A 26338-nucleotide genomic window follows, 5' to 3' on the forward strand; every position below is an offset into this window, starting at 1 on the left:
GGGTTTGTTTTTATTTATAGAATAACTATTCTTTCTTTTTGTTTTTACTGTCAATAACAGCTCCTGTTCCAGTTCCAAGTGCGGCTCCAGCTAATCCACCAATAACAGCACCTTCGCCTTTTTTCTTACTGACAATAGCTCCAGTTGCTGCTCCTACTCCAGCACCAATTACAGCACCTTTAGCGGTTGCACTCCAACCTTTCTTTTTGGCTGGTTCGGCTGTTGTTGCGGCAGCTTGCTGATGCACTACAACAACTTTCTCTTTCTGAGCTTCGATCTTCTCTTCGTTTAGTTTCGCCATTTCCGTCTTCATCGAATCGATAACACGCTGTTTGTTAATCTCAACTTTCATTGAATCAATGCTGGCTTGTTTGGCTTTATTTATATCTCCTTTGCTTTGATTTTGGCAAGAAGTTAATAATATCACGGTCAATAAAATATATAAGCCTTTCATGATTGTAATTTTTAAAAAATTATACATTACAAAGTACTTAATATCTGATATAAATAATTATTACAGAATTTTTTATAAAGTTTATAAGATTTGAAGATTGCTGTTTGTTCCGCGCTGAATGAAATTAATCACGCAAAGTCGTGAAGGCGTAAAGTTTTATTCTCATTTTTTCATTTCAAGAAACGAGACTCGAGCGATAGCGAACAGACAAAGTAAATCGCACTAGAAACTCTACAAAGATTGACGATATACTTTGCGGAATAACTAGTGCGATTATATATTTTAAATAAAAAAGTTTGCGACTGTGCCTGACTATTTTTTTACTTTCCCAAAATTCCTTTTTTCAAAATCTGCCCGAAATCATACATATCTTCATAAGAGCAATATAAAGGAACTGGCGCTAGACGAATAACGTTTGGTTCGCGCCAATCTGTAATGACACCATTTTTCATTAAATAATCAAACAATGCTCTTCCTTCTCCGTGAAGAAAAACAGATAGTTGCGAAGCTCTTTCTTCAGGATTTGAAGGTGTAATGATTTCGAAATTACCTTTTACTTCTTTATCAATTTCATGAAGAATAAATTCCAGATAAGAAGTAATATGATCACGTTTTGCAATTAAAGTATCCATTCCAACCTCAGCAAACATTTCTACCGAAGCCAAATACGGCGCTAAAGACAAAACTGGAAGATTACTAATCTGCCATCCATCTGCTCCGTGAACTGGATCAAAGTTGGGCTCCATTTTAAAACGGCGCTCTTTATTATGTCCCCACCATCCTGCAAATCTCGGTAAGTCCGAATTATGATGCTTTTCGTGAACAAAACAACCAGAAGCGTTTCCTGGTCCTGAATTCATATATTTATAACTACACCAAGCAGCAAAATCTACATTCCAATCATGAAGTTCTAATTTGATATTTCCTGCAGCGTGCGCTAAATCCCATCCTACTTTGGCTCCTGCTTTTTGTCCAGCGGCAGTGATGGTTTTAATATCAAAAACTTGTCCGGTATAATAATTTACTCCTCCTATTAAAACCAAAGCCAGTTCATCGCCAACTTCTTCAATTTTTGCTAACACATCTTCTAACCGAATATTGTGTTCTCCTTCTCTACGTTTAATTTCTACAATCGCATCTTCTGGTTTGTATCCGTGAAAATTGACTTGACTTTGAAACATATATTGATCTGACGGAAAAGCTTTTTCTTCGCAGATAATTTTATAGCGTTTGCCTTTTGGCTGATAAAAAGAAACCATCAATAAATGAAGATTTACAGTCAACGTATTCATCACCGTAACTTCAGACGGAAGCGCTCCGACAATCTTGCTTAACGGATCAGCAAATCTTTCCTGATAATCCCACCAAGGTTTTTCAGCATAAAAATGACCTTCAACTGCCAAATTTGCCCAATCGTCCATTATTTCATCAACATAAGCTTTGGTTCGTTTTGGCTGTAATCCTAAAGAATTTCCAGTAAAATAAATTACTCGTTTGTCGTTTACTTTTGGAAAAATGAATTGTTCCTGATAGTGGTTTAGTGTATCTTTCGAATCTAGCTCTCGTGCAAATTCGCGTGTATTTTGAAAAGTCATTGTGTTTTTATTTTGATTGCTAAAATAACAAAATTTGTTTGTTTTGTTTCAAGTTTCAGGTTTCAAGTTGATATGCTTTATGTGTTTAACTGCAGAACGAACTTGAAACCTGAAACTTGAACCAAAACTATAAAAACAGAAAACCCGACAGATTCTAAAAATACTGTCGGGTTTTTTTTATAAGATAAACTCTAATTATAGAATTAACATCGCGTCTCCGTAAGAATAGAATTTGTACCCTTCTTTGATCGCTTCATCGTATGCTTTTTTCATTAAATCGTGTCCACAGAAAGCAGAAATCATCATTAATAATGTCGATTTTGGTGTGTGGAAGTTTGTAATCATGCAGTTTGCAATACTGAAATCGTGAGGAGGGAAAATAAATTTATTTGTCCATCCTTCGTAAGGATTTAAAGTGTTAGCAGAAGACACAGAACTTTCAATTGCACGCATAGAAGTTGTTCCAACTGCACAAATGCGTTTTTTCTTTGCTTTTCCTTCGTTTACAATATCACACGCTTTTTGAGTGATGATCAATTCCTCAGAATCCATTTTGTGTTTAGATAAATCTTCTACCTCAACTGGGTTAAAAGTTCCTAAACCAACGTGTAAAGTTACCTCAGCAAAATTAACTCCTTTGATTTCTAATTTTTTCAAAAGGTGTTTTGAGAAGTGTAAACCAGCAGTTGGTGCCGCTACCGCTCCTTCTTCTTTTGCATAGATTGTTTGATATCTTTCAGCATCTTCAGCAGTAACTTCTCTGTTGATGTATTTAGGAATTGGAGTTTCTCCAAGTTCTGTCAATTTATTTCTGAATTCTTCGTAAGATCCATCGTATAAGAAACGTAATGTTCTACCACGAGAAGTTGTATTATCGATTACTTCAGCAACTAACGAATCGTCATCACCAAAATAAAGTTTATTTCCGATACGGATTTTTCTAGCTGGATCAACCAAAACATCCCAAAGGCGTTGCTCTGAATTTAATTCTCTTAGTAAGAAAACTTCAATTCTAGCTCCAGTTTTTTCTTTGTTTCCGTACAAACGAGCAGGGAAAACTTTTGTATTATTAAGAATTAAAACGTCTCCGTCATCAAAATAGTTGATCACGTCTTTAAACATTTTATGTTCGATAGTGTTTTTTTTACGGTCAATTACCATTAAACGAGATTCATCTCTGTTTTCTGCTGGAAATTCAGCCAAAAGTTCTTTCGGTAAATTGAAATTGAAGTGTGATAATTTCATATTTGAAGTTAGATTTTAAAATATCAATCTTAGACTTTTTTATCTAAAATTTTAAATCGCCTGCAAATATACGATTGTGAGATAGGCGTTGTCAAGTGTTTTGACGTTTATTTTCAAAAGTCCTTGATTTTGTGAGGTTTCACGGTGTGATAAAAACACATTATTTAAATTAATTTTAACATTTAAACCATAATAAGAAATATAAGTTCATTTAAATCTGAATCTTTATAATTTCTGAAAGTTTTCATTTCGACCAAATTAATAAACCACAATAGACACTCCCCAGTTTAAATCGCCAATCTTTGTAGAGTTATGTGTGCGATTTCTCCCTTCAGTCGAAATGACAAAAATTAAAAAAACCTCCAGTTAAAAACTGAAGGTTTTTCAAATTATGCACATTTTATTAAATGAACTTATATTTCTTATAGGCTTTAATCTTACAATTCTGAAATCTGAAAATTCAAAGCTTTCAAATCGTTCCAGAAATCTGGGTACGATTTAGAAACTACTTCGGCATCGTCAATAATAATCGGAACTTTTATTGCCAATGGCGCAAATGCCATTGCCATACGGTGATCGTTGTATGTTGCAATATGAACATCGTGATTAATATCTCCAGAACGTTCTAAAGTCAAACTGTCATTAGTTACCGAAATATTGGCTCCTAATTTTGTAAGCTCGATTCTTAAAGCTTCTAGCCTGTCCGTTTCTTTGATTTTTAAAGTGTGAAGACCTGTTAAATGGCATCCAATTCCTAAACCTAAACAGGTTACTACAATTGTCTGTGCAATATCTGGTGTATTATTCAATTCAAAATTTACATCTTCGTAATTGAATCCAGAAACTTTTTCCAAAGTCATTTTATTGTTTTGGAAAGTTGTTTTGACCCCCATTTTCTCATAAAGAGAAACCAATTCAGAATCTCCTTGAAGACTGTTTTCTTTATAACTGCTTAAAGTAATTTTAGCTGCATCAGACAAAGCTACAAGGCTGAAGAAATAAGAAGCTGAACTCCAGTCTGATTCTACCACCATTTCTTTAGTTTCAACTGATTCTTTAGGGAATACCTTAATCACATTTCCTTCAAAACTAGTTTTAATATCTAAATCAGCTAACAAAGCCAAAGTCATTTTGATATACGGAATCGAAGTGATTTCTCCTTCTAAAGTAAGTTCTAAACCATTATCTAATTTTGAAGCTACTAATAAAAGTGCCGAAATATATTGGCTGCTTACATTTGCTGCCAAAGTTACTTTTGAATCTGTAACTTTTTTCCCTTTAATTCGAATTGGCGGATATCCTACTTCTTTCTCATATGAAATCTCAACACCCAATTGTGCCAAAGCTTCCACTAAAATTTTAATCGGACGTTCCTGCATTCTGCTAGAACCAGTCAAAACCACTTCTCTGCCTTCGTTAACCGAAAAGTAAGCAGTAAGAAAACGCATTGCTGTTCCTGCATGATGAATATCTACAATTTCATCATTTCCCGCTAATGCTTTCTGCATTACTTCGCTGTCGTCTGAGTTGGAAGTATTAGCTAAAGTAATATTTGGAAATAATGCTTTTAGTAATAATAAGCGGTTCGTTTCACTTTTAGAACCGGTGATATTTAGTTGCGAATCATCAATGGTGAATTGTGAATTCGTGCTTAATTTTAAATTCATGATAGTAATTATGATTAGCGAATTACGAGTGTCTAAATTCGATTGCGCAATTTACCACTCCTTGCCCGTAAATCAAAATTCACCATTGATATTTCACAATTATTTCAATTTATCATTGTTTTTGTGACGATCTTTATCTCTAACCGATTTTAGATCCATTTTTTTATCAAAAGAGGCTTGTAAATCAATTCCTGTTTGGTTGGCTAAGCACAGCACAACAAAAACAACATCTGCCAATTCTTCTCCTAAATCTTTGTTCTTATCGCTTTCTTTTTCAGATTGTTCTCCATAACGGCGCGCAATGATTCTAGCAACCTCGCCAACTTCTTCTGTCAGCTGTGCCATATTGGTCAATTCGTTAAAGTAGCGAACACCATGTTCTTTTATCCAAGTATCAACAACTAATTGTGCATTTTTTAAATCCATCTTTTTATATCTTTTTAAGAATTATTTTTTCGTTTTGGCTTACGACCATCTTCTGAAAAAACTCTTTTATCATTCCGTAATCCTCCGCTGCAAAAATACTACTGTTGATTTCTTTTTGGCTCACAATTTGAATTTTGTTTTCAGAAACCGAAAAATTTAAAATAAAAGACATTAGCTTATCCTCTGAAGATATTCTGAATGGTTTAGGAAGTGATTCTACGGTGTATCCCTCCGGAATTTCAATATTCAAATTAAACTTTTCTATGTTTTTATATCCAAAATAAACAGGCATTTGCCTTTTTTCCTGATTAAACGGATTTTTACTTTGGGTGAAAAACAATAGAGGATTTACAAAAATCTTCCCATCAATAATATCCGAACGGTTGCCTGAAGCAAAAGAAAAAGTTTCGATCACCGACTGATCTAAGTTAGATTTCTGATTTTCGATTGCATAATTTGAAATCTGTAAACCACCCAATCTATTCTCTAATTTTTCAAGATAAGCATCTTCCGTTTTTGTATTGTTTTCTTCTCTAAAACTGTATGCATCATAATCTGTTCGTTGAACTCGAGCCTGACCATTCATTTTTCCGTCAGGATTTATTTTGACTATAAGACTGCAAATTTCTCTAGACTGCTGCGCTGGATCTAATTGAATTTCTTCAGAACTGCCATCTTTTTTGATTAATCTTCCATTCCAATTTAAAACATTTAAGGGTAAAATATTTGGTGCTGTAAGTTTATGACTTGCATCCAAAAGACTTTTTTTGCCATCAATTTCAGCTGCAACTATGACATAATTGAATCCTGTTCTTGTTGGATAAATTGGAATTCCGTTTTGTATTGTACTTACCAAAACAGGATTGGCTTCTATACCAGCGGCGCGAAGCATATTTATCAAAATAAAATTGATTTCTGCAACATTCCCTGTTTGATCTTTATAGGCTTTTTCGACTCCTTTTTCTGTATAACAGCTATTAATCTCATTCCAATTCATTCGATTTTTGACATAAGTAAAAATCAGATCTAATTTTTCCTTTTTGTCTTCTACATTAAGTAATAATTTATTCAGATCATCTGTAAACAAACTACCTTGATTTAATTGTTTCCCAAAGCTATCCTCTTTAAAAATAGTTGTAGCAACACCTTCCCAAGTTAAACTGTAATCTTTTACAGGCTGATCAGGAAGACGCACTCTCTCTAATTCTTGCTGAATACTTCCACGATAATTTTCAAGATTATTAATGTAAGGTTCCTCTTTTAATGCTGGAACATCTTTTCCTTTATAAAAGGTTTCAATCTGTTTATAACTAAATGAGCTTGTCTGACTGTAAGCATTGTCAAAACTCTGACTAGCGCCTGTAAATTTAGATTCTGTTTCTAATGGAATTCCTCCAATTAAAATGGGTTTATAAATATAAAACTCTGGAATCTGTGTTTTGTAATAAAAATAGTCAACAGGAATACTGAACTGAACATCAAAATCGGGAAACTTCACCAGATTTTCAGATCTTAAAACATATTTGTATTCAATAATAGAACCTACTTTTACATTTGGCAAAGTAATCGTCTTTTCTTTCCAATATTGATTGATTTTGTTTTTAAACTCGCCCTGATTATTTAATTTAGTTTTTACGATGTTGCCATTTTCTAAATTATAGGTCACTGCATCTGAAAACTCCAAACGGTCCTCGTTTAACTTATCATAACCGATATAAAAACGCACTTTCTGGTTGGCCCAGCTTAAACCTTCTTTTTTATAAATTTTGATTTTCACTTCGCAGACATGGTTGGCATAAAATCCAACATCTTTATTATAGCCAAAATAAGTTCTTCCTTTTTTAAACAAGATAGCAGCGGGTGCGCTGTTATCTTTAGGATGAACTTTTTCATTTAACTCCGCAATAGTTACTTTTCCCAAGTCATAATTTTGAGCTTGAATAGTTATTGTACTTCCCAAAAAGACAATACAAATTAGGAGGAATCTCAGCATAATTAAATACGTTTCAAAACGATTTTTTCCGTTTCTTTTTCTACCATTGTTTTATAATATTCTTTTAGCATCTCATATTTTTCAGCAGAAACAATAGCCTCATTTATTTGATGCAAAATAGACAACTGAAGTTTATTATCATTTGCAGCAATATTAAATTTAAAAACGCCCAAATTATCTTCCATTGTTACAGCAGCTGGGGCTGGCAATGTTTCAACCACAAAGCCTTCTGGTATTTCAATATTAATACTAAACTTGTCTGTGAATGGGAAACTAAAATCTACTGGATATTCTCTACTTTCCTGCTTAAAAGGATTGTTATTTGTCGCAAAAAACAACATTGGATTCAAGTAAATTTTACCTCCAATAACTTCGCACAAATCATTTCCAGTAAATGAATAGCTTTCTATAATTGGAAGAAGGATATCCTTTTCGTTTGTTTTTGAATAATCGCTAATTTCTATTTTTTTATTCTTGTTTTCTAACTTTTCTAAATATTCTTCTTCTTTTAATCCTTCAATATTGCCACGCGTAATCATTGCATTATAATCCATGTATTGTCTTCTTGTTTTTCCTGTGACTTTTCCAGCGCTATCGATACTGTAATTAAGGAAAACATTATCAACAGAAGTTTTTTCTGGCATTAAATTAATTTCTTCTGACGAACCATCTTTTCTAATCAATCTTCCTGACCAATTTAAAACTCTTAATGGCAGAACATTCGGAACCGAAAATTTTTCTGACGCATCTAATAAAACATATCCATTTGGAGTTTCTACCGCAGCAATCACATAATTGAATGCCGTTCTGTTAGGAAACAATGCTATTCCGTTTGCACGTGTACTTACCAAAACTGGATTTGCTGTAAGGCCAGAATAACGCAACATGGCAGTAAGCATTAAATTAATATCGGCAATATTTCCCGTTTTTTCCTTGTACGCTTTTTTAACTCCATTATCACAGCCATAACCGTAATATTTATTCCACTTTACGTTTGATTTTACATGATTTAAAATAACTAAGATTTTCTCTTCAGGCGTATTAATTCCTGAAAGTATTTTTTTCAAATCATCCTCAAAATAACCTGTTTTATTAAGTTCAGGACCAAAATCATCATAATCATAAATGGTTCTCACAACCGAAGCCCAATCTGCAGAATATTCTTTAAGCACCTGATTTGGAAATTTAGTCATTGATAATTCGTGAGCAACAGACGATGTGTAATTATCAATATTGTTAACATAGGCCTCATCTTTCATTGCAGGAAAATCTACAGCTTTGTACGTAACTTGATCTTCCATATAACTTAAATAATCAGTAGAAAAATTAGTTGATGTCACACGTCCTCCAGATCTTTCCTTGTTATTAAAAGTGATGCTTTTGGCAACCCTTGCTGTTGTTGCCTTTGGAAAAAAATAACCTTTTTGTCTTGGACTGAAGGTGTAATATTCTGGAATGAATGTTGAAAACTCAGAATAGTTGACTGGGATACTCGTTTGAAAATCCCAATCTCTTATCATTTCTTGTGGACATTTAATACTATATTTAAATTCAATAACAGAGCCTTCTTTCACATTAGGCATTGTTATTTTTTTTAAGCTTTTATATTTATTTAATACTTCTTCAAAAACGCCATCACTTTTAAGCTTCGTTTTTTCAATTTTACCGCCAACTATGTTATAAGTTACAGCATCTGAAAAAGACACTTTCTCTCTTAGACCAGAATAATTATAATACCAAACATCCTGATTTGCCCAATCCAAGCCTTCTTTTTTGTAAATTTTAATTCTAGTTTCTACATCTGTGACTGTAACAAAACCATCATTAACATCATATTCAATTCTTGCTGTTCCTTTTTTATACAAAATCGCGGCTGCAGCTGCCGAATCTTTCGGATGTACCTTTTGTTCTAATTCTGCGATGGAGACTTTTCCTAATTTAAATTCCTGCGACATCGCTTTTGAAGCGATCAATAAAATCACAGTGAGACTAAATAATTTAATAATTTTCATTGGTAATTTTTGGTTTACTTTGGTTACACTTGTTAGTTCTTGGTTAATATTATTTTGGCGTTATCGTTTCGAGAGACTTGTTCCATAAATAGGCGATACTCATCATATTCTTTGTTGGAGTATTTTCCTTTATTTAAAAACATCGATCTTTTATAAGTCAGTTTATTATTGTCTTTTTTAATGATTTCGGTTTTGTATTCACCAAATTTGCCTTTTAGCTCATAATTTGAAGGAAGAAATTCGATACTGAAACCTTCAGGAAGATTGATTTCAATTTCATCGGTATCTAAAAAACCACGTTGAATTTGAAAAGGATTTTTTCGGTTTCTAATTCGTTTTACATTTCCTGTATATTGATTGAAAGCATCAACTACAAAAATCATTTTGTTACCCGAAAGAGTTCCATAATTTACAGCGCTTAGCTGAACATCTTCGGTAAAACGAATATTTTCTTTATCATTCGTAAAAGTAATTTTACCTAGTTTCAAGTTGTTGATATTATCCCAATACTCTTTGTAATGTTCCTCTTTTTCATTCGGCTGCATGGTTTCTACTCGAGATTTAAAAGCATACACACTTCCTTGAGATGCTATTTTTAAAGTTCCAGAAAAATTCCCAGTTGGATCAATTGTATAAACCCCTTTCCCTACTTGCGTGTTTCCTTTATCATCGTAGATTTTAGTTCGTACAATTTGACCTCCCTCAGGTTTCACCACCAAAACATCACGATCGTCAGTAAAAGTTCCTTGATATCCAAACGGATCGTCCTGACTCGTACATTCTAACCAGATATAATTATCTTTATCTGGGATGGCCAAAATCATATGATTGCCTTGCATCGAAACAAAATCAGATTGAATATTTTCTTTGTAACGATCGCCATATAAAATAGTATTATAAGACGGAACATCTACAACCTGTAAAAGTGCTTTTGTATAGTTTGACAATGCTTTACAATCTCCATATCCTAAACGGTCAACATCGTTGGCTAGCATAGGTTTCCAACCGCCAATACCAATTGCAATGTTTACATATCGCGATTTTTTCTGTACATAATCGTAAATGATTTTAGCTTTCTTGATAGGATCTTTCTCATCTCCAACCAGCGTTTTAATTTTTGCTTTTGTCTCTTCTGGCAAAACAGTCGTACCGATTAAGATTTTATCTTCATACCATTTTCCGAATGCTTCCCAAGTAGTAGCATTTCCGTCAACTCCTTCTAAGTGAAAATTTTCTAATCCCATCATGACTTTAGGAAAAAGATCTGAAGGAGAAGGACTAAGATCTTCTTGTTTTTGAGCCGTGATATTTGTTGCCGTATAACTCAGATTTGTATCTGTGTCAGCTGTTTTAGTTATTTTGAAGTTATCAAATCGGAACTCTTTTTTCTTAAATCCCAATCCTTTCGGGAAAGTTACATTCAAAACGCATTTTTCTACGCTCAAATAATACCCCCCAATAAAATACCATTTTGGTATAAATGCAGTATTTGAAGTTTCAATTTCGCTGGTGTAAGCAATTGTAAAAGGATATGAAATAGGTGTGTAATTTAAATAAAGCACTCGATTATCAGAAAAAAGAGTACTTCCGCCTACAGCGCTCTGATCTTTAAAATCTTTTCTTTTGATTTTTTTTATCTCATTCCCCAATGCATCATAAACTACAGCTTCAATATTTTTTATTGAAGTTGTTTTATCATAATGACAGTATGCATCAATGTCATTTAGACCTTTTTCATTTAAAACAGAAACAACTCTTTGGGTCTTAATATTCATACTTCTTTGCGAAGCAATAACAATATCCATTTGGTCTAAACGGAGAACAGCATTTGCATTCTGTTTTAAACTATCTGGAATAGAAAGAATAGGATAAGTGCTCTTTTGGGCGAATGAATTAAGGGTTGTTAAGAATAAAAATAACGCAAAAAAAAGATTTTTCATTAGTAGGGATTTTCGTCAAATATATATTTTTTTCAGAAATCCTTAACATATGTTTAATAATATTTTTACTCCCTGTTTTTGCTGTCCATTACAATCGTAACGGGTCCATCATTGAGAAGACTGACCTTCATATCGGCACCAAAAATTCCTGTTTGCACTTTCTTGCCAAACTCTTTTTCTATTGCTTGAACAAAATTCTCGTACGTCGGAATTGCAAAATCTGGTTTTGAGGCTTTTATATAAGAAGGACGGTTTCCTTTCTTAGTTGATGCGTGAAGTGTAAACTGACTTACAACAATAATATCACCGCCAATATCTTGAACCGAACAATTCATAACATCATTCTCGTCTCCAAAAATTCTCATTTTAACGATTTTTCCAGCAAGCCAGTCAATATCTTCTTGTGTATCGGCATCTTCTATTCCTACTAAAACTAATAGTCCTTTTTTAATGTCGGCTGTTTTTTTATTGTTAACTGTTACTGATGCTTCAGAAACTCTTTGAATAACTACTTTCATTTATTTAAGTCTGAAAGCCGAAAGTCAAAAGTCGAAAGTCTAGTAAGTTTCTAAAAACTTTAAGACTTTCGACTTTCAACTTTTGACTAATTTTATTTTCTCGTTTCATCACTCGCAGCACGATCTTCACCATAAGTGTCGGTGCGATAATGCTCTTCATCGCCTTCAAGAATTTTTAGATAACTATTGTAACGAGACCAAGCAATTTCGTCTTTTTCTAATGCTGCTTTTATGGCACAATGCGGTTCTTCTTTATGCAAACAATTGTTAAATTTACATTGATCTTTGAGTTTAAAGAATTCAGGAAAATAACCGCTTATTTCTGAAGGCTCCATATCAACAATTCCAAAACCTTTAATTCCTGGTGTGTCGATAATTCTAGCATCAAAAGACAAATCATACATTTCGGCAAAAGTTGTGGTGTGCTGTCCTTGTTTGCTTTGTTCTGAAATGACCGAAGTTTTTAAATGTAAGCTTGGTTCCATTGCATTTACTAGAGTTGATTTCCCAACTCCAGAATGTCCTGAAAACATGCTTACTTTACCAATCATCATTTCTTTTAGTTTGTCAACACCTTTGTTTTCTGTAGAAGAAATACGAAGACATTTATATCCAATTTCAGAATAAATATGTTGCAAATAAAGCTGATCGTCTAAAGTCTGCTCTGTTAAAGTATCAATTTTATTAAAAACAAGAATGGCTTCGATTCCGTATGCTTCCGCAGTAACCAAAAAACGATCAATAAAACTCGTAGTCGTTGGCGGATTATCAATAGTAATCAGTAAGAAAACCTGATCGATATTAGAAGCAATAATATGAATCTGTTTGGATAAATTAACCGATTTACGAACGATATAGTTTTTTCTTTCGTGGATATTATGAATTGTTCCTGTAACGGCATCTGAAGTTTCATCCAACTCATAATCAACAATATCGCCTACAGCAATAGGATTGGTACTTTTAATACCTTTTATTCTAAATTTCCCTTTCATACGGCATTCCACAAAATCTCCTTTTTCAGATTTTACGGTATACCAGCTTCCTGTAGATTTATAAACGGTTCCTGTCATTCTTTAATTTTAGATTTCAGATTTTAGATTTCAGATTTGAAAACTAAATCCCTGCAAAGATAAATGAATAATTTTAAACATAGCCCACGATTGAAACCAGAGGGCTATGTTATAAAAAACAAAAATCCCTGCTACTTCTTTCAAAGTAACAGGGATTTAAAAAAACAATCTATTTTTAAAATCGTGATATAAGAAAACTCAAGGTCAAAATTTAGAATAAACTCAAATTAACTTATATCACTTATATGTTTCAGCAAAAAATTATGCGTTGAAAATTTTCTCTTGGTGACCAATACTTTCTTGGTGAATTGCTTTGAACATTCTCAAAACGAATTCTTCCGTAAGACCTTTTTTCTCACCTTCCAAAATCATTTTTCCCAAGATTTCGTTCCAACGGTTGTTTTGAAGAATTGCAACGTTTGCATCTTTTTTCACCTGACCAATTTCGTCAGCTACTTTCATACGTTTTCCTAATAACTCTAATAAGTTAGCATCCAAAACATCGATGTTAGCTCTTAATTTTGTCATTTTCTGACTGTACTCATCTGTAGTATCATCCGTTTTTCTAATTGTCAAATCTTTAATGATTTGTTTCAAAGCATCTGGAGTTACTTGTTGCGCAGCATCAGACCAAGCGTTATCTGGATCGAAATGAGTTTCGATAATCATACCATCGTAGTTCAAATCTAAAGCCTCTTGCGTTACTTCGAAAATCATTTTACGATCACCAGTAATGTGAGATGGGTCGATGATCAATGGTAAATCAGGGAATTTATTTTGCAATTCGATAGCAATCTGCCATTCTGGAATATTTCTGTATTTTGTTTTTTCGTAAGTAGAAAAACCTCTGTGGATAACTCCTAATTTCTCGATTCCAGCCATGTGTAAACGCTCAACACCACCTAACCATAAAGCTAAATCTGGGTTTACTGGGTTTTTAACCAAAACGATTTTATCTGTTCCTTTTAAAGTATCTGCAATTTCTTGAACTGCGAAAGGGTTTGCAGTTGTACGTGCACCAACCCATAAAACGTCGATATCGTGTTCTAAAGCTAATTTACAGTGAGCTGCAGTTGCAACTTCAGTTCCCATTAATAAACCAGTTTCTGCTTTAGCTTTTTGCAACCATTTTAATCCAATTTCGCCAACACCTTCAAATCCTCCTGGACGAGTTCTTGGTTTCCAGATTCCAGCTCTGAAAACGCTAACTTTTGAATCTTTCAATTCGTGAGCAATTTTCAAAACCTGATCTTCAGTTTCTGCACTACATGGTCCAGCTATCACAAGTGGGTGATTTAAATTGAAATCTTCTAACCACTTTCTCATTTCTTTCTTATTTTCCATCTTAATTCTAATTTACTTTTTAGTTGTTGTTAATCCGTTTAGTATTTCTTTTATTTTATTTATGCTTTCCATTTCTTCAAAAATGGCATTATAATCTTCTTCTTTTAGCAAATCTCTAAACCGACTCAGGTTAGATATATAAGCTTCTAAGGTTTCTAGAACATATTCTTTATTTTGTTTAAAAATCGGTGTCCACATTGCGGGCGAACTTTTTGCCAAACGAACCGTGCTTTCAAATCCACTTCCTGCCATATCAAAAATATCCTGTTCGTCTTTTTCTTTATTCATTACCGTTTTCCCAAGCATAAACGAACTAATGTGCGATAAATGCGAAACGTAGGCAATGTGCTTATCGTGTGAAACGGGATCCATATATCGAATTCTCATTCCGATTGAAGTAAAAAGATTTAATGCTTTTTCTTGTAACTTAAAAGCCGTCTTTTCGACTTCACAAATAATGTTTGTTTTTCCTTGAAACAAACCTCTTATTGCTGCTGATGGTCCCGAAAACTCTGTTCCGGCAATTGGGTGCGTAGCAATAAAATTTCTTCTTTTTGGGTGATTGGCTACTGCTTCACAAATTGGCCTTTTCGTCGATCCTACTTCAAAAACAATCGTTTTATCTCCTACTGCATCCAAAACTTTAGGTAAAACCGTCAGCGCTACATCTACTGGAACAGAAACAATTACAAAATCAGCTTTTTGTAAATCTTCAAAACTTCCTGCTTCGTCAATAACTCCAAGATCAAGTGCTTCTTCCAAATGTTTTTCGTTGCTATCGATCCCTAAAATAGTCGCATCAGGATAACGTCCCTTAATGTCTAGCACCATTGAACCGCCTATTAACCCTATTCCTATTACGTATACTTTCATATCTTTTTATTTGAAGCTAAGCTTCTTTATAAATTCCAAATGTTAAATTCTAAATTCCAACTTTTGATATTTTCCGTTTATTTTGTCATTTCGACGAAGGAGAAATCTTCGCAAGTAACTCCACAATCAAAAGAACCAATCTTTGTCGATCTAGCAACGGAGATTTCTCCTTCGTCGAAATGACAAACTTTGGCGAAAAATCTAAAATCTACATTCTAAAATCTAAAATTTAAAATCGATCAATCGCTTCCTGTACTTTTTCTTCTTTTACACACAATGAAAATCTGATATATCCTTCACCGTTGCTTCCAAAAATGGTTCCCGGTGTAATGAAAATATGTTTCTCATATAATATTTCGTCAATGAACTTTTCTGCAGATTCTATTCCTTCCGGAAGCTTTGCCCAAACAAAAAGCCCAACTCCTTCTTTATAAACTTCGCAGCCTAATTTCTCTGCTAATTTCTCTGTTAATTCTCTTCGGCGTCTGTAGATTTTGTTTTGATCTTCAAACCATGATTTATCACATTTTAAAGCCGCAATCGCACCTTTCTGAATTCCGTAGTACATTCCGCTGTCCATGTTGCTTTTTACTTTTAGAACTGCATCAATAATTTCAGGATTTCCTAAAACCATTCCGACTCTCCAGCCTGCCATATTGAATGTTTTACTAAGTGAATTCAATTCTAAAGCCACATCTTTTGCTCCTTCAACCTGCAATAAACTCATCGGATTATCATTCAAAACAAAACTATACGGATTGTCGTTGATCAATAATATATTGTGTTTTTTAGCAAAAGCAACCAATTTTTCAAATAACGCTAAACTTCCTCTCGCTCCAGTCGGCATGTGCGGATAACCCAGCCACATAATTTTTACTTTCGAAAGATCCAATTTTTCTAAAGCTTCAAAATCCGGTTCCCATCCATTTTCTTCTTTCAAATCATAATAAACAGGAACTGCCTGAACTAAATTGGTTACCGAAGTATACGTTGGATAACCTGGATTCGGAATCAAAACGTGATCGCCTTCATTTAAAAACGCTAACGAAATGTGCATAATTCCTTCTTTCGAACCCATAAGAGGTAAAATCTCATTATTCGAATTCACTTCAACACCAAACTGATCTTTATAAAAATCGGCCATCGCTTGTCTCATTTCTGGCAATCCCTGATAGCTTTGATAACCATGCCCGTTTTCTTCTTGAATTGCTGCAGCGACTGCTTCAATTACTGCTTTTGACGGACTCAAATCAGGGCTTCCAATTCCCATATTGATGATCGATTTTCCTTCAGACATTAGTTGTCTAACTTCTCTTAGTTTTGATGAGAAGTAGTATTCTTCAACTGTGTCTAATCGTTTTGCTGTTGTAATCATTGTTTTTAATTTTTGCTTTAGGCTATATGCTTTTTCTTTTTTTCCCTTTAAGACTTTCGACTTTTCAACTTTAAGACTCACTTAAAGGTTTTGTGTTTTTATATTCTCCCAACACTTTAAAATACTCTGCCATTATATTTAATAACGCTTTTGCTTTTGCAAAATCCTCGTATTTCTCAAATGTCACATCTACGAAGAATGAATATTTCCAAGGTGTTTCAATTTTTGGAAGCGACTGGATTTTTGTCAAATTCAGTTTGCAGTCGCTCATTACATTTAAAACCGCTGCTAAACTTCCTCTTTTATGATCTAATTCAAATTTTACAGAGGCTCTGTTGATTTCGCTTTCTGGCAAAAATGAATTTTGCTTTTTGATGATCACGAAACGAGTCATATTATTTTTGATCGTTTGAATTGATGATGCAATTATATCCAAATCGTACATTTCAGAAGCAGTTACACTTGCAATAGCCGCAATTCCAGTTAGCTGTTTTTCCTGAATTCTTCTTGCCGTTTCAGCTGTATCTTTATCCTCAACCAATTTGATATTTGGATACTGTTTCAGAAAATCCATACATTGCAAAAGCGCCATCGGGTGCGAATGAACTTCTCTTATATCTTCAATTTTCTGACCTTTTAAGGCCATTAAATTCTGTTGAATATTTAAATAATGTTCCCCAATAATATGCAGATTGTTCTTGTCAATCAAAGCATAATTTGGGATAATCGGCCCTGCAATCGAATTCTCAATCGCCATAACAGCCTGATCAGATTTTCCGGCAATAAGGCTGTCGATCAGTTCTTCAAAAGACAAACACTCATCAATATCCACATTTTCAGAGAAATACTCCTTTACAACCTGATGATGAAAAGATCCTTTAATACCTTGTATTGCAATTTTCGTTGTCATATAGTCAAAAAAAAATCCTGATTTGCATCAGGATTGTATATTAGTTTTATTTGTCTTAAAAATTTTCTCAAATAACCATAGCACAATCCTGACTTCTACTAAAGAAGAAATAAAAATTGTTGCTAAAATAAAAACGGTTACTTGCCATTTTGTTTGTGTTTTGTTTTAAATTCTCTGCGAATGTATAAATTATTTTTACCGCACCAAAAAAAAGATTGCATTTTATGATACAAAAAAGGATTTCTTAACAAATTTAGCAGGTTTTGTAGGATAATATAAAAATATCGGCTTGAAATGAGATATTTATAATTGCTTTTTGAAAGGTTCTAAGTTTTTTTTTCGCCACGAATTCACGAATTACCATAAATCTTTGTGGCTATTTAATTTGAATTACACAGATTACCTGGTGTTTTTGTCATTTCGACTGAAAGGAGAAATCACAATCGTAAATCGACAAAGATTGATGATATACTGTACGGAATTTCTAGTGCGATTTCTCCTTTCAGTCGAAATGACAAGATTGAGATTATGCAAACAATCCTGAAACCGGTTTATTTGAAATCCCAATTTTAGAATAATCGAAATTCATTTTTTCTTTTAATAACGAAGCATACACACTTCTAAAATCAATTTCGTGTTTTAAATCGCCATTTTCTAAGTCGGCTAAGTTTGGATTATTGCCTAAAATCGTTCCTTTATTACTTCCTCCAATTATAAACATTGGCGCTGCAGTTCCGTGATCCGTTCCGTTTCCGTTGTCTTTTACACGTCGCCCAAATTCAGAAAAAACTACAACGGTGACATTCTGCAATAACTGCGCTTCTTTTAGATCTGAATAAAAACTATATATGGAATCGTTTAAATCTGTCAATTTTCGTTCGTGAATTGATAATTGATTATCATGCGTATCAAATCCGTTAAGCGAAGTGTAATATACTTTTGAATTTAAATTTCCTTTTATCAATCGCGCAATCCATTCCAAGTTTTTAGATAATTCCGTTTTTGGATAACTGATTTCCGTTTTAGATTTTGCTAAAGCTTTCTGAATTTCATCTGATCCCTCGGTAACCGAATTAGCAATTTTTCGAATAAAATCTAAATGCGGATTTTTAGACAAAGTCACATTTTCTTCTTTCGATTTTACTTTAAATCGATCTGGATCTTTCACCGTTATAAAATTAGGCTCTACTCCTTTTAAAGCTAAATTATCAATCGAATCTAAATTTATGCCCGCAGTCGCCTGATGGCCGTTGCATTGCAAATCTAAAAATCTTCCCAACCAGCCTTCATTTATATATTTATTAGAATCGGTTGCGGTCTGCCAGATTTCCTGACTTCTAAAATGCGACCGAATAGGTTCTGGATATCCGACATTCTGAATTACAGTTAAATCTCCATTTTGCTGCATTTGAGCAAAATCTTTTAGCGACGGATGAAAAGCCATTCCGTTATTTTTTCCCACAACGGCATCTTTATTCAAAGCGATTTTTGTTCTCAATTCATAATACAACGGATCTTCATACGGAATAAAAGTATTCAAACCGTCATTCCCGCCATTCAACTGCACAAAAACAATACATTGCTCACCAATTATTAAATTTTGCTGCGAACCAAAAGCGTGTAAAAAACTTGGAAGTACAAGCATCCCGCCTGTAAATGTTCCTGTTAACGTTAGAAAATTTCTTCTGTTCATGATTCCTACTTTCTAGATTAATTGATATTCGGGCAGTTTTGTAATGTAATTGAAAACTCTGACTACAGCAAAATCAGCATGAGGATCTTTTGGATCAAAATCATATTTCAACAGATTTTCCATGTCTTTTTGAGCCGAATTGCTGACAGAAAACAATAATCGATCTGACAATTCAGAAATAATGGTTTTGTTATTTCCATTTGAATCAAAAACGACTTTTACCGCAGTTTTTTCATATTCTGATTTTTCTTTTTCAACTCCGTTTACCATGGTTTTCAAAATCTTTCTGTTAAGACTTTTGCCACCGCATAACAAATCGGATGTATTGTTTCTTTGGAGGTAAATCTGCGAAGTTAGCCATGAATTTCCGCCGTCCCAGCCTTTTACATTAATCTGATTATACAAATCCATTCCCTGCTGCTTTATAAATGCCATAATTGCAGCATCATCAACATTTTCAATCTGCAATTCATCGCAAAGCTGTAAAATATAGACCAGCGGATTTTTAATCTTATTTCCCGAATTCTCTTTTTTAAATTCTTCTGTAAAAATCTTTGTCAGCAAAGGCTCGATTTCAAACTTTTGCTTCCTAAAATGATCTCCGTAATAAACCACTAAATCTTCAGGCGGATTATCATAAATAAACCATTTCAGGATTTTTCTGGTAATGAGGTATGGAATGTTTTTCTGTTCGAAAATAATATCGACTAAGTCGTCTGCTTTCCAGTTTCCCGTTTTCCCTAAATAGGCTTTATCGCTGTTATCTTCAATGTTTTTTCTGTAAACAGCGCCATCATCACCAATATTTAAACCAGCTAAAGCTTTGGCTCCATTTTTAATATCATCTTCGGTATAATTCCCAATTCCGATAGTAAATAATTCCAGCAGCTCACGACTTAAGTTTTCGTTGATTTTGCCTTTTTTATTGTCGCCATTATCGAGATAGCGAACCATTGCGTTTGATTTCAGAATTTGCTTGGTTAAATCTTTAAAATTCCCAAAAGCATTTTCGCGTAAAATCATATTGTGCTGATAAATCCAGTAATTGATTTTTACTTTTTGAGAAGTGGAAACAAAATGATTGTGCCAAAAACAAACCATATTCTCGCGTAATGGAAATTCGTCATTACGCATTTTGGCAATCCACCACTTTTTAAGTGCAGCGGTTGCTTGATTTTCTTTTTTCTGAATTTCTTTTTTGGTTTCAGGATCTGAAGTTTTAATTAATTCCCGAACTTGTTTCAGTTCTAAGGTCGTTTTAGGCTGATCTTGCAGAAACACTGGAATTTCTGTGTTAAATTTTGAATCGTAGGAATGGTTTAGAAATTTTTCTAATCCGAGTTTTTCAATTGTTGAGGCTTGTTTTCCTGAAAAACCTAATCGTAAGGACCAAAGACTGCTTTTTTTCATCGTTCAGAAATTATTACAATAAGACTTGACTTTCTTTTAAAGGTTTAATTTTAAAAGAGGCTAAGTCGCTAAGATTCTGAGGTGCTAAGTTTTAAAAGGCTTTGGTATAAATTAGAACGGGAAATTTTTTGAGATATTGTTTTATTTATTGAGCAATCATAATCAGCATAGCCCGTGGTTTCAACCACGGGACACAATGCGTTTTCCTAATACGTTTCCCGTGGTTGAAACCACGGGCTATGCAATTAGAAATTCATCTACAAATTCTTTGTTTTCATCAACATATAGAAAATAATCAGATATCGTTTTTTGATCTTTGAGAAGCTCTAATCTAATTTCAATACATGGAGCTGGAATAAAATCATGATCTAATAAAATTGAAATAGATTTCGGAATGATTTCATCAAAATCAGCCTCTAACTCAATACCTTCTATTTTCTTTAAGTAATGAGTAGCTAATTTATAATAGTCATTTTTATTTTCTATAATAATATTTAAATCCATACTATCTCAAATTTTAATTTTTCTCCAGTATTGATCTGACCTTTCAACATCATCAATTAGAAAAGCTATTCTTTTATTATTGACTTTAATAAATTTCATTTGCTGTCTCTTTTTATCATTATCATAAAGTAATAAGGTATCGCCAGACATTTTCCACTTTCCATATTCATCATCAAAAGTTCTTAAAACATTTTTTCGAGCCATCCTTCTTGAATTGTACTTTTGAACCGAGAGTTTATAACTATAATCATCGCGTAAATATAAAACACTGACTCCATAAAAATACCCATTTGCAGGATAAGAATCATAACCGATTCTATAAACAATATCTCTTTTTTGAGCGTAGATAATACTAACAGGCAAAAGCAAAAATAAAATGATTTTTTTCATAAATTTTCTATTGAATCATTACTAGCCCCGATTGAAGTGGAAATCCTTTTTTATTTTTTCTTTAAAAATAAAAAAGATTGCAACGGAAAGCGGGAAATAGCTCCTTAAAAAAACAAAAGCAGCTATCATTACGATAACTGCTTTTCTATAAACACAAGAATAAAATCTTTCCTCTTTATTCTATCTTCTTTCTTCTAAAAAAATTAAGACCCACACATTTCACAATCCTCAGGATCTGCCGCTTGCGCTTTTAAAAGCATTGCTTTATAATCCTCAACACTGATTGCTTCAGTTTCTGCAACTAATGACGGAGCTGTTTCTTCTTTTTTATCGTTGTTTAATGTGAATTTAATCGCATCTACAGCCGCTTTTGTTCTTAAGTAATACATTCCTGTTTTTAAACCAGACTGCCAAGCATAGAAGTGCATTGACGTTAGTTTAGAATAGTTGGCATCCTGCATGAACAAGTTCAACGATTGAGATTGGTCAATAAAGTATCCTCTTTGACGAGACATATCGATAATATCTTTCATAGACATTTCCCAAACTGTTTTATAAAGATCCTTTAAGTCTTGAGGAATCTTATCTATATTTTGAACAGATCCATTATGACGCATAATTTCTTGTTTCAAATCTTCGTTACACAAACCTAATTTTACTAAATCTTCTAGTAAATGTTTATTTACTACGATAAATTCTCCAGACAATACACGACGTGTGTAAATGTTTGATGTATATGGTTCGAAAGCTTCGTTGTTTCCAAGAATTTGAGAAGTTGATGCTGTTGGCATTGGCGCAACCAATAATGAGTTACGAACTCCGTGTTCAACCACTTCTTTTCTTAATGAAGCCCAGTCCCAACGTCCTGATAATTCTTCATCTTTCATTCCCCACATATTGTATTGAAATTCTCCTTTAGACATTGGAGAACCTTCAAATGTAGAATATGGTCCTTCTTCTTTTGCCATTTCCATAGAAGCGGTTACAGCTGCGAAGTATAAAGTTTCAAAAATCTCCTGGTTTAATGTTTTAGCTTCATCGCTTGTAAACGGCAAACGCAACATAATGAAAGCATCTGCTAAACCTTGAACTCCTAATCCTACCGGACGGTGACGCATGTTTGAGTTTTCAGCTTCTTTTACTGGATAGTAGTTTCTGTCGATTACTTTGTTCAAGTTACGAGTTACACGTTTTGTAACATTGTAAAGCGCTTCGTGATCGAATTTTCCGTTTTCAATAAACATTGGTAACGAAATAGAAGCCAGATTACAAACTGCAATTTCATCTTTAGATGTAAACTCCATAATCTCTGTACACAAGTTCGAAGAACGAATTGTTCCTAAATTCTTGTGGTTCGATTTACGGTTTGCTGCATCTTTGTACAACATATATGGCGTTCCTGTCTCGATTTGAGATTCTAGGATTTTCTCCCATAACTCACGAGCGCGGATTGTTTTTCTACCTTTTCCTCTAAATTCATAATCCGTATATAAAGCTTCGAATTCATCTCCGTAAACATCATATAATCCTGGACATTCGTTAGGACACATTAAAGTCCAAGTTGAATCTTCCTGAACACGTTTCATGAATAAATCTGATGTCCACATCGCGAAGAATAAATCTCTCGCACGCATTTCTTCTTTTCCTGTATTTTTCTTTAAATCCAAGAAATCGAAGATATCAGCATGCCAAGTTTCGATATAAATTGCAAAACTTCCTTTACGTTTTCCTCCACCTTGATCTACATAACGAGCCGTATCGTTGAAAACTCTCAACATCGGAACAATTCCGTTTGAAGTTCCGTTTGTACCGCGAATGTAAGATCCAGTTGCACGAACGTTATGGATAGACAACCCAATTCCTCCCGCTGACTGCGAGATTTTTGCTGTTTGTTTTAATGTATCGTAAATACCATCAATACTATCATCCTGCATTGCCAAAAGGAAACAAGAAGACATTTGAGGTTTTGGAGTTCCTGCATTAAACAACGTTGGCGTTGCATGCGTAAAGAACTTTTTAGACATTAAATCGTAAGTTTCAATAACCGATTTTAAATCGTCTAAGTGAATACCAACAGAAACACGCATTAACATGTGCTGCGGACGCTCAACAATTTTTCCGTTTATTTTAAGAAGATAAGAACGCTCTAAAGTTTTAAAACCAAAGTAGTCGTAATTAAAATCTCTTGTATAAATGATATGAGAATCTAAAAAAGCAGCATTTTCTTGAATTACTTTGTACACATCGTCAGCAATTAATGGAGCGTCTTGTCCATTTCTTGGATTCACATAGTTGTACATATCTTTCATCGTTTCAGAGAAAGATTTTTTAGTATTTGAATGTAGATTAGAAATAGCTATACGAGCTGCCAATTGAGCATAATCTGGATGCGCAATTGTCATAGAAGCTGCCGTTTCTGCTGCAAGATTATCCAACTCAGAAGTCGAAACCCCATCATACAATCCTTCGATAACTCTCATCGCTACCTTAACCGGATCTACAAGCTCATTTAAGCCGTAACACAATTTTTTGATTCTTTCTGTAATCTTATCAAACATTACGGGCTCTCTGTGGCCATCTCTTTTTACTACATACATAAGCTTACCTTTTTAGTTATTGAAAAAATGAAAGTACCTAGAGAACGAGCTCTAGTACTTAAACATTGCGTGTTTTTAAATTAATTTTGGAGAATTACCAAATTCTCAATAGTTACTCATTTCAAATTCGAATTTCGAATTTAAATGCGTCAAAAATTGCTATTGAATCTACGACTTGGGGAAAGAGATTCAACCTTTAAAATATTCCTGTAATCTTTTTTTTAGCGTCTCTAGAAGATAGACGCTAAAAGTATTTTTGTTGTCTAAAAATCTGCATCGAATGAAATTTTTTGAGCATCACTGTCATTGTTCATAACACCTGACTTTTGATACTCTGCAACACGTTTTTCAAAGAAATTAGTTTTTCCTTGAAGAGAAATCATGTCCATGAAATCGAATGGATTCGCTGATCCGTAAACGCGCTCGCATCCTAACTCTACTAATAATCTATCAGCAACGAACTCTAAGTACTGTGTCATTAACCCAGCGTTCATACCAATTAAACTTACCGGAAGAGATTCTGTAACAAACTGTCTTTCGATATCTAAGGCATCGACAATAATTTCTTTAATTCTTTCTTTTGGCACTTTGTTTACCAAGTGGTGATTATGCAAGTGAACTGCAAAATCACAATGTACGCCTTCGTCACGCGAAATCAATTCATTAGAGAAAGTTAAACCTGGCATTAAACCGCGTTTTTTCAACCAATAAATTGAACAGAAGGCTCCAGAGAAAAAGATTCCTTCAACTGCGGCAAAAGCAATAAGTCTTTCTGCAAATGAATCTGACTCGATCCATTTTAAAGCCCATTCTGCTTTTTTACCAATTGCTGGGAAAACTTCCAAAGCATTAAACAATTCTGCTTTTTCTGCTTCATCTTTCACATAAGTGTCAATCAATAAAGAATACGTTTCACTATGAATATTTTCCATCATAATTTGGAAACCATAGAAAAACTTCGCTTCAGCATATTGAACTTCGTTTACAAAGTTCTCAGCCAAGTTTTCGTTTACGATTCCGTCGGAAGCAGCAAAGAATGCCAAGATATGTTTAATAAAATATCTTTCGTCGTCATTCAATTTATTATTCCAGTCTGTCAAATCTTGGTGCAAGTCGATTTCTTCTGCAGTCCAAAAACTTGCTTCCATCTTCTTATACCACTCCCAAATATCATGATGCTTAATCGGAAAAATAACGAAGCGATTTTTATTTTCTTGTAATATTGGTTCGATTTGTGACATGACAGATTCTGTTAATTTTTTTATTGAATTTTTACACATTCAGTGCACTACAAAGATTGTCAATTAACGGCAAAAATAAAAGCCAAACTTATTCACAATCGGACGTAGTTTTTAACAAAGCTTAAAATTTGAAAAACTTTTCAGACAATAATTAATTTACTGCAAATGAATCATTTAAAACCCATTTTACACTTCAAAGGCCCCGTAAAATATAGACTTTTTCAAATAAAAAGCAAGAAATTTTAAATAGTTTTAAAAAGTTTTTTTTGAGTCAAAACTTTGTTTTTTTGAGTTAAAAGATGTAGTCAAAAAGACTATAATTTTAACAGTAGATTTTTATGAATTTTTGAGTTCTTCGGCTACTTTTTCTAGCTCCAAATACCAATCTTCGCCAAAGCGTCTAATCAGCGCTTCTTTTACAAATTTGTAAACTGGAACTTCTAACTCTTTACCTAACGAACAAGCATCATCGCAGATGTCCCATTTATCATAATTGACCGCGGCAAATTCTGTGAAGTCTTTTACACGAATTGGATATAAATGACAAGAGACTGGTTTTTTCCAGTCAACGATTCCTTGATTATAAGCTTGCTCAATTCCGCAAAGAGCAGTTTTTCCGTCAAAAATTACGTAAGCGCAATCTTTATTATCAATAAGCGGTGTTTCAAGATCACCATCGGTTCCTTTTACCCAAGTACCTTGAGCTTCGATTGCATCAATCCCCTCTTTTCTCAAGAAAGGTTTTACTTTCGGATAAATTTCTTCTAAGATTTTAGTTTCAGCCTCATTCAAAGGCGCCCCCGCATCTCCATCAACACAACAAGCTCCTTTACAAGCAGACAAGTTACACACAAATTCTTTTTCCAGAATATCTTCTGAAATAATAGTTTTACCTAACTGAAACATGATATTAAAATACTCTAATTTATAAAGTGCAAAGATAGTCAAAGAAAGTAGATAAAAAATGTACCTCGAACATTCGCAGCCGTTTCTCACAGAAATCTTAAAAGAATAATTCCGTTTTTCGTCTTTTCACAATTTAAGCTTTGCGAATCTTTGCGAAAAAACTTTGCGATACTCT

21 protein-coding genes are annotated in these 26338 nt (G+C 33.7%); all 21 read right to left on the reverse strand.

Going from position 1 to position 26338, the window contains the following annotated elements; all coding sequences use genetic code 11:
• Positions 1-25 precede the first annotated feature (25 nt).
• Positions 26-454 carry a YMGG-like glycine zipper-containing protein gene (locus M0M44_RS02845; protein WP_248728420.1) on the reverse strand — a complete coding sequence of 143 codons (429 nt, stop codon included), beginning with the start codon at positions 452-454 and terminating at the stop codon, positions 26-28.
• Positions 455-774: 320 nt separating this feature from the next.
• Positions 775-2049, reverse strand: coding sequence for a kynureninase (gene kynU / locus M0M44_RS02850; protein WP_248728421.1), 1275 nt, complete (start codon positions 2047-2049; stop codon positions 775-777).
• A gap of 195 nt (positions 2050-2244) precedes the next feature.
• Complete coding sequence (gene queA / locus M0M44_RS02855) at positions 2245-3294, reverse strand: tRNA preQ1(34) S-adenosylmethionine ribosyltransferase-isomerase QueA (protein WP_095928237.1); 1050 nt, start codon at positions 3292-3294, stop codon at positions 2245-2247.
• A gap of 437 nt (positions 3295-3731) precedes the next feature.
• Entirely contained in the window at positions 3732-4961 is a 1230-nt protein-coding gene (locus M0M44_RS02860; protein ID WP_248728422.1) for a 3-phosphoshikimate 1-carboxyvinyltransferase, read from the reverse strand.
• 99 nt (positions 4962-5060) lie between these two features.
• Entirely contained in the window at positions 5061-5387 is a 327-nt protein-coding gene (locus tag M0M44_RS02865) for a nucleotide pyrophosphohydrolase (RefSeq protein WP_248728423.1), read from the reverse strand.
• A gap of 4 nt (positions 5388-5391) precedes the next feature.
• Positions 5392-7347 carry a DUF3857 domain-containing protein gene (locus tag M0M44_RS02870; protein WP_248728424.1) on the reverse strand — a complete coding sequence of 652 codons (1956 nt, stop codon included), beginning with the start codon at positions 7345-7347 and terminating at the stop codon, positions 5392-5394.
• Positions 7348-7382: 35 nt separating this feature from the next.
• Positions 7383-9392: a transglutaminase domain-containing protein gene (locus M0M44_RS02875; protein WP_248728425.1), complete on the reverse strand. Its 2010-nt coding sequence runs from the start codon at positions 9390-9392 to the stop codon at positions 7383-7385.
• 32 nt (positions 9393-9424) lie between these two features.
• Positions 9425-11332 carry a DUF3857 domain-containing protein gene (locus M0M44_RS02880; protein ID WP_248728426.1) on the reverse strand — a complete coding sequence of 636 codons (1908 nt, stop codon included), beginning with the start codon at positions 11330-11332 and terminating at the stop codon, positions 9425-9427.
• Positions 11333-11397: 65 nt separating this feature from the next.
• Positions 11398-11850, reverse strand: a complete 453-nt coding sequence (gene dtd, locus M0M44_RS02885; RefSeq protein WP_248728427.1) for a D-aminoacyl-tRNA deacylase — start codon at positions 11848-11850, stop codon at positions 11398-11400.
• A 92-nt stretch (positions 11851-11942) separates the two neighbouring features.
• Positions 11943-12920: a ribosome small subunit-dependent GTPase A gene (gene rsgA, locus M0M44_RS02890; RefSeq protein ID WP_248728428.1), complete on the reverse strand. Its 978-nt coding sequence runs from the start codon at positions 12918-12920 to the stop codon at positions 11943-11945.
• A gap of 261 nt (positions 12921-13181) precedes the next feature.
• A complete protein-coding gene (locus tag M0M44_RS02895; protein ID WP_053472520.1) occupies positions 13182-14264 on the reverse strand; it encodes a bifunctional 3-deoxy-7-phosphoheptulonate synthase/chorismate mutase type II in 1083 nt (360 codons plus the stop codon).
• A 12-nt stretch (positions 14265-14276) separates the two neighbouring features.
• On the reverse strand, positions 14277-15137 hold the full coding sequence (locus M0M44_RS02900; RefSeq protein ID WP_248728429.1) for a prephenate dehydrogenase: 861 nt from the start codon (positions 15135-15137) through the stop codon (positions 14277-14279).
• 229 nt (positions 15138-15366) lie between these two features.
• Positions 15367-16512 (reverse strand): pyridoxal phosphate-dependent aminotransferase, encoded by a 1146-nt coding sequence (locus M0M44_RS02905; protein ID WP_248728430.1) that lies wholly within the window; start codon positions 16510-16512, stop codon positions 15367-15369.
• Between the two features lie 70 nt (positions 16513-16582).
• Positions 16583-17422, reverse strand: coding sequence for a prephenate dehydratase (locus M0M44_RS02910; RefSeq protein WP_095928250.1), 840 nt, complete (start codon positions 17420-17422; stop codon positions 16583-16585).
• A gap of 526 nt (positions 17423-17948) precedes the next feature.
• On the reverse strand, positions 17949-19115 hold the full coding sequence (locus M0M44_RS02915) for a DUF1501 domain-containing protein (RefSeq protein WP_248728431.1): 1167 nt from the start codon (positions 19113-19115) through the stop codon (positions 17949-17951).
• A gap of 12 nt (positions 19116-19127) precedes the next feature.
• The gene (locus M0M44_RS02920) at positions 19128-20525 is read right to left on the reverse strand and encodes a DUF1800 domain-containing protein (RefSeq protein ID WP_248728432.1); all 1398 of its coding nucleotides are present in this window, start codon (positions 20523-20525) and stop codon (positions 19128-19130) included.
• A 237-nt stretch (positions 20526-20762) separates the two neighbouring features.
• On the reverse strand, positions 20763-21029 hold the full coding sequence (locus M0M44_RS02925; protein WP_248728433.1) for a hypothetical protein: 267 nt from the start codon (positions 21027-21029) through the stop codon (positions 20763-20765).
• Between the two features lie 6 nt (positions 21030-21035).
• The gene (locus tag M0M44_RS02930; protein WP_248728434.1) at positions 21036-21419 is read right to left on the reverse strand and encodes a hypothetical protein; all 384 of its coding nucleotides are present in this window, start codon (positions 21417-21419) and stop codon (positions 21036-21038) included.
• Positions 21420-21622: 203 nt separating this feature from the next.
• Positions 21623-24016, reverse strand: coding sequence for a ribonucleoside-diphosphate reductase subunit alpha (locus M0M44_RS02935; RefSeq protein ID WP_248728435.1), 2394 nt, complete (start codon positions 24014-24016; stop codon positions 21623-21625).
• Between the two features lie 263 nt (positions 24017-24279).
• Positions 24280-25257: a ribonucleotide-diphosphate reductase subunit beta gene (locus M0M44_RS02940; RefSeq protein ID WP_248728436.1), complete on the reverse strand. Its 978-nt coding sequence runs from the start codon at positions 25255-25257 to the stop codon at positions 24280-24282.
• A 336-nt stretch (positions 25258-25593) separates the two neighbouring features.
• Entirely contained in the window at positions 25594-26163 is a 570-nt protein-coding gene (locus M0M44_RS02945) for a DUF3109 family protein (protein WP_248728437.1), read from the reverse strand.
• Positions 26164-26338 lie beyond the last annotated feature (175 nt).

Source organism: Flavobacterium humidisoli (assembly GCF_023272795.1).
GTDB classification, from domain to species: Bacteria; Bacteroidota; Bacteroidia; order Flavobacteriales; family Flavobacteriaceae; genus Flavobacterium; species Flavobacterium humidisoli.

Excerpts from the sequence above, each read along its gene's own strand:
- M0M44_RS02940 (WP_248728436.1), bottom strand. The coding sequence starts at position 25,257 with ATGTCACAAATCGAACCAATATTACAAGAAAATAAAAATCGCTTCGTT.
- M0M44_RS02845 (WP_248728420.1), bottom strand. The coding sequence starts at position 454 with ATGAAAGGCTTATATATTTTATTGACCGTGATATTATTAACTTCTTGC.
- M0M44_RS02865 (WP_248728423.1), bottom strand. The coding sequence starts at position 5,387 with ATGGATTTAAAAAATGCACAATTAGTTGTTGATACTTGGATAAAAGAA.
- M0M44_RS02915 (WP_248728431.1), bottom strand. The coding sequence starts at position 19,115 with ATGAACAGAAGAAATTTTCTAACGTTAACAGGAACATTTACAGGCGGG.
- M0M44_RS02900 (WP_248728429.1), bottom strand. The coding sequence starts at position 15,137 with ATGAAAGTATACGTAATAGGAATAGGGTTAATAGGCGGTTCAATGGTG.
- M0M44_RS02905 (WP_248728430.1), bottom strand. The coding sequence starts at position 16,512 with ATGATTACAACAGCAAAACGATTAGACACAGTTGAAGAATACTACTTC.
- M0M44_RS02945 (WP_248728437.1), bottom strand. The coding sequence starts at position 26,163 with ATGTTTCAGTTAGGTAAAACTATTATTTCAGAAGATATTCTGGAAAAA.
- dtd (WP_248728427.1), bottom strand. The coding sequence starts at position 11,850 with ATGAAAGTAGTTATTCAAAGAGTTTCTGAAGCATCAGTAACAGTTAAC.
- rsgA (WP_248728428.1), bottom strand. The coding sequence starts at position 12,920 with ATGACAGGAACCGTTTATAAATCTACAGGAAGCTGGTATACCGTAAAA.
- M0M44_RS02875 (WP_248728425.1), bottom strand. The coding sequence starts at position 9,392 with ATGAAAATTATTAAATTATTTAGTCTCACTGTGATTTTATTGATCGCT.
- kynU (WP_248728421.1), bottom strand. The coding sequence starts at position 2,049 with ATGACTTTTCAAAATACACGCGAATTTGCACGAGAGCTAGATTCGAAA.
- queA (WP_095928237.1), bottom strand. The coding sequence starts at position 3,294 with ATGAAATTATCACACTTCAATTTCAATTTACCGAAAGAACTTTTGGCT.
- M0M44_RS02920 (WP_248728432.1), bottom strand. The coding sequence starts at position 20,525 with ATGAAAAAAAGCAGTCTTTGGTCCTTACGATTAGGTTTTTCAGGAAAA.
- M0M44_RS02880 (WP_248728426.1), bottom strand. The coding sequence starts at position 11,332 with ATGAAAAATCTTTTTTTTGCGTTATTTTTATTCTTAACAACCCTTAAT.
- M0M44_RS02860 (WP_248728422.1), bottom strand. The coding sequence starts at position 4,961 with ATGAATTTAAAATTAAGCACGAATTCACAATTCACCATTGATGATTCG.
- M0M44_RS02935 (WP_248728435.1), bottom strand. The coding sequence starts at position 24,016 with ATGTATGTAGTAAAAAGAGATGGCCACAGAGAGCCCGTAATGTTTGAT.
- M0M44_RS02910 (WP_095928250.1), bottom strand. The coding sequence starts at position 17,422 with ATGACAACGAAAATTGCAATACAAGGTATTAAAGGATCTTTTCATCAT.
- M0M44_RS02895 (WP_053472520.1), bottom strand. The coding sequence starts at position 14,264 with ATGGAAAATAAGAAAGAAATGAGAAAGTGGTTAGAAGATTTCAATTTA.
- M0M44_RS02925 (WP_248728433.1), bottom strand. The coding sequence starts at position 21,029 with ATGGATTTAAATATTATTATAGAAAATAAAAATGACTATTATAAATTA.
- M0M44_RS02930 (WP_248728434.1), bottom strand. The coding sequence starts at position 21,419 with ATGAAAAAAATCATTTTATTTTTGCTTTTGCCTGTTAGTATTATCTAC.